Source organism: Sulfurovum sp. bin170 (genome assembly GCF_010892395.1).
In the GTDB taxonomy this organism is placed as follows: domain Bacteria; phylum Campylobacterota; class Campylobacteria; order Campylobacterales; family Sulfurovaceae; genus UBA1140.
The window spans coordinates 1-4,148 of the sequence record NZ_JAACKB010000227.1 but is presented as its reverse complement, the minus strand read 5'-3'; the positions used below and the strand labels follow the sequence as shown (position 1 = coordinate 4,148).

The 4,148-nt window shown below is 39.5% G+C and carries 4 protein-coding genes; all 4 read left to right on the top strand.

Annotated elements, in window-relative coordinates; genetic code table 11:
• The first annotated feature begins 158 nt into the window (after positions 1-158).
• The 4 genes from GSY74_RS05330 to GSY74_RS05315 are packed head-to-tail and all read left to right on the top strand — an operon-like array spanning position 159 to position 4,069.
• Positions 159-1,937, top strand: coding sequence for a protein kinase (locus GSY74_RS05330; protein WP_164664070.1), 1,779 nt, complete (start codon positions 159-161; stop codon positions 1,935-1,937).
• A 9-nt stretch (positions 1,938-1,946) separates the two neighbouring features.
• Positions 1,947-3,023, top strand: coding sequence for a PP2C family serine/threonine-protein phosphatase (locus tag GSY74_RS05325; protein ID WP_164664069.1), 1,077 nt, complete (start codon positions 1,947-1,949; stop codon positions 3,021-3,023).
• A complete protein-coding gene (locus GSY74_RS05320; RefSeq protein ID WP_164664068.1) occupies positions 3,004-3,810 on the top strand; it encodes an FHA domain-containing protein in 807 nt (268 codons plus the stop codon). Before GSY74_RS05325 ends, GSY74_RS05320 begins: the two co-directional genes overlap by 20 nt.
• Before the next feature lie 4 nt (positions 3,811-3,814).
• Positions 3,815-4,069, top strand: coding sequence for a hypothetical protein (locus GSY74_RS05315; RefSeq protein WP_164664067.1), 255 nt, complete (start codon positions 3,815-3,817; stop codon positions 4,067-4,069).
• The last annotated feature ends 79 nt before the right edge of the window (positions 4,070-4,148 follow it).

Genomic DNA, 4,148 nt, shown 5'->3' with positions numbered 1-4,148 from the left:
TTTTGAACCAAATAGTTCGGGTGTAAACACGCCGATTCCGAAAATGCAGATTGCATATAAGGAAACGATGGCTTCAGCCTCGCTAATTCATTGGCATTGGGCTAAAGCCATCGGTTCCTAGTTTTGTAAAAAGTGTAACATCTAAAAAGGAGATAGCCATGCAGAAAAAAATCATTTCAAACACACTCCATATCGGTACACAACTAGATGGCTATGAGATAGAGAAGGTGTTGGGTCAAGGGGGATTTGGGATTGTCTACAGAGCTAAAAACTTGCAAAACCATAACTTGGTGGCGATTAAAGAGTTTTTTCCCTCCACACTATCCATCATGCGAACTGATGACCAGACGCAGATTACTGCCAACTCACAAGAGGATTTGGACTCTTTTGAGGTAGGGCTAGAGAAGTTTAGAAAAGAGGCAACGGCACTATCACAGTTTCAACACCCAAATATTGTGCAGATTATAGACTATATTAGAGCTTTTGGAACAGAGTATTTTGTGATGCCCTATGAGAGGGGAATGACTCTAGCGGACTATATCAAAACCTATGGTAGCTTTCCAAGTGAAGAGATTATAAATCTACTGGTTCCTATTCTCAATGGGCTTGATATGATGCATCAGTATAATATTTTTCACAGAGATATAAAGCCTGATAATATCTTTTTACGAGAAGATGGGATGCCGATGTTGATAGATTTTGGGGCGGCCCGACAGGCTATTGGTGAGAAGTCACAAGATTTTACACAGATTTTGACCCATGGTTATGCTCCACCTGAGCAGTATGAGACCAAAGCTTCCAATCAGGGGGCTTGGAGTGATTTTTATGCTTTGGGTGCAACCTTTTATTCGGTAATGACAGGGGAGAGACCACCACCAGCATCGGATAGAATCAATGCACTTGTTGGTCATGGTAGTGACCCCATTGTCTATCCTCGTGGTGAGTATGATACCACTCTGCTAAACTCACTTATGAAAGCGATGATGATTCGAAGAGAGGAGAGATTTCAGACGGTTGATGAGTGGTTTGAGTTTCTCTTTTCGGATAGTGGTGATGGTGAGGAGAAAAGAGAGGATGGTGTTTTGCCAAAGGGGTTTATTTTAAATATAAACAGCAATAGCTATATTGAAATTATAGAGTGTTTAGAGAAAAATAGTAGTGAAAATAGATATAAAGCAAAATATATATTTGAGACTCAAAGAGATTGTCTATTTAATGAGTTCTATCCAAGAGCATTAATCAATGATAGAGATAGAGATTTTTTTGAGGAGATTACAGAGATATACAGAGAGTATCTTCTGTTTTCTGCCTGTAAGCAAAACATAGAGTGGCTTCCAAGACCTTATCTGTCGCAGAGTGGTATAGTGGGGAACTTCCAACTGTTAGATGATGATACTCTAACACTTAAGGAGTATATGCGTTATGTGACAGATACCACCACTTTAGATGAAGATGGTGTGATAAATATTGGTTTAGAGACTCTACACTATCTTCACAACTGTGGAGATGACTCTTTTTTGCATCTGGGTATCTCACTTGATAGCATCTTGATAGGCAAAGAGAGAATGCTACTTGCTCATACGGGTTGGGCTGAGTATTGTGATTTGTTGATTTTAAACTACCAATATAAAAACATATCTATTACTCAACCAGAGAGAGACTACAACTATATTTTGGCTGATAAATATATAGATAGTTCATCTGATATTTACGCTTTGGGTGTCGTATTGTATCGGTTAATGATTGGTATAGATATTAAACTAGAGAACTATATCACTCGTCTCAATAGCTTTTTAGAGAACGATGTAGATTTATATGTCAGACCATATGGATACTCCAGTGAGTTAACAGCCGTAGTAATGAGAGCCATTGCCATAGACCAAAGAGATAGAATAGCCTCTATAGATGAGTTTATGAATGTTCTAAAAAAAATTTAAGGAAAAAATATGAGAAAGATTAAATATTTAGACAAGAGAGACCAAGGAGCTAGAAAAGACCAACAAGACAGTGTTGATATTGTACATAATGGTGATGATGTCCTTATCGCTCTGGGTGATGGGATGGGTGGACATAGTGGAGGAAAGAGAGCATCAGAGATTTTTATCTCTACTGCACGAAACCACTTTGAGAGCTATGACTACTATCATCATCAAGAGTTTTTCAATAATATCATATACGAAACAGAGGATGAGATAGCCCTCTATGCCAACCAAAGTGGTGAAGACCCCCGCACCACAGCCACACTAGCACTGATACTGGACAATGCTGTTCACTTTGCCAATGTGGGTGATAGTAGAGTCTATATCTTTGATAGGGAGGGGTTGATTATACGAAGTCGTGACCACTCTGTGCCTGAGATGCTCTTGCAGATGGGTGAGATAGAGGAGCATGAGATGGCAACGCACCCTGACCAGAACAAGCTTACCAAGAGTTTGGGACCCGACTCACATGTGGAGGCTACTCACTACTCCTATCAACTAAACTACAACAGTGACTATATCGTTTTGGTCTGCTCTGATGGTTTTTGGGAGTATGTTGATGAGCAGGAGATGATGTATTTTCTCTTTAACTTTGAGTTGAGTACAGCACTTACGAGTATGATTGATATTGCACGAGAGAGAGGGGGGAGTGGTGGTGACAATATTAGCGTGGGGGTTGCTACTCTGATTGCTGACAAACCTAAAAAAGAAGCGATAGAAGAGGATAATTGGGAAGAGAGTGAGACAATAGATGAGGAGATAGAGACTCCAAAGAGAAGCTTTTTGCAGAGATATTTCATACTTATTTTATCTCTTTTGGTAGTACTTGTTGGAATTATTGGAACTATCTTGTTTACAGATAGAGGTAGAGCTTTGCTTTTAACAGATGATAATCAAACCACTCAAAAACAAGATAGCAACCAAAGTAAGAGTTTAACGCAAGAGTCCAATAAAACAGAGGAAAATAACGGTAGTAAAGAGAACAATCAAACAGATGTAAACAGAACTAAAAAAGGAGTTAATCATGCAGATGGAAAAGTGTAGTAATTGTGGTAAACATTCAGATAAAGAGAAACATAAGAGTTGTCCCTACTGCTCCCAAGAGATAACAGGAGGAGCAGGTTTTTTTGATAACAGAAGAGGAAGTAGAGCTGGTGGAGCTAGACGACAGCCTGAAAAGACAGAGGTTTGGGGAGGTGATGGCAACCAAAACCGTCCTACTCCACCAAACAGACCTGTTCCAAAGACTGAAGAGTTTGGCAAATTCCCTAATGGTAATCGAGGTGGTGGCTCAAATTTTGTTCCACCAACAGAGGAGTATATTTATCAACAAAAGGAGACAGAGCAGATGAACCCACCACCAAGACCAAAACCAAACCCTATGAGCCAAAACATCCAAGATAAAATAACAGGTGGAGGGGGTCAAAAACCAAATCCTGATGCCACAATCTCTATAGATAAAGTCAAAAGAGACAAAGATAAGAGAGATGAGGTAGAGCCAGTGGTTGGTTGGTTAGTTATTGTAGAGGGCAAAGGCAGAGGGAATGATTTGCGAGTGGTTGCAGGTCAAAACAGCATCGGTCGAGGTCGCTCCAATATGATTTGTGTTGATTTTGGAGATGAGACCATCTCTAGGGATAGACACGCGTTTATTATCTATGATACCAAACACAAAAAGTTTATCTTTAGAAGTGGTGATGGGCAGAATATTAGCTATCTAAATGATGCGGGGGTCTATAGTCCTGAACCGATTAAAGATGGTGATACGATTGAGATAGGTGAGACCAAACTTAGGTTTTCAACATTTTGTAATGAAAATTTTGAGTGGTAGTGTTATGAGAAAGTTATTATACATCTTGGAATCGGAGACAACAGTTTCGAATATTACGAGGCTAAAGCCATCGGTTCCTAGTTTTGCAAGAACTCTATTGATACTACTACTTCTCCTTACAACTACAACCTTTGCAACCCCTCTCACTTCCGAAGAGATAAAGGAGGCAAAACAGGGCAAAGAGTATTATGATGAGATTTTGAAAAAGTCCAAACTAAGTAGGGATACCAAAACACTAAACAGAGTGAACTACCTCTAGCTAAAGAGCTAGAGGCTTCCTAACTAGCAAACTCCAATGAGTCTGAACACGAAAGGCTTTTGAGTTTAATTCTAATTTA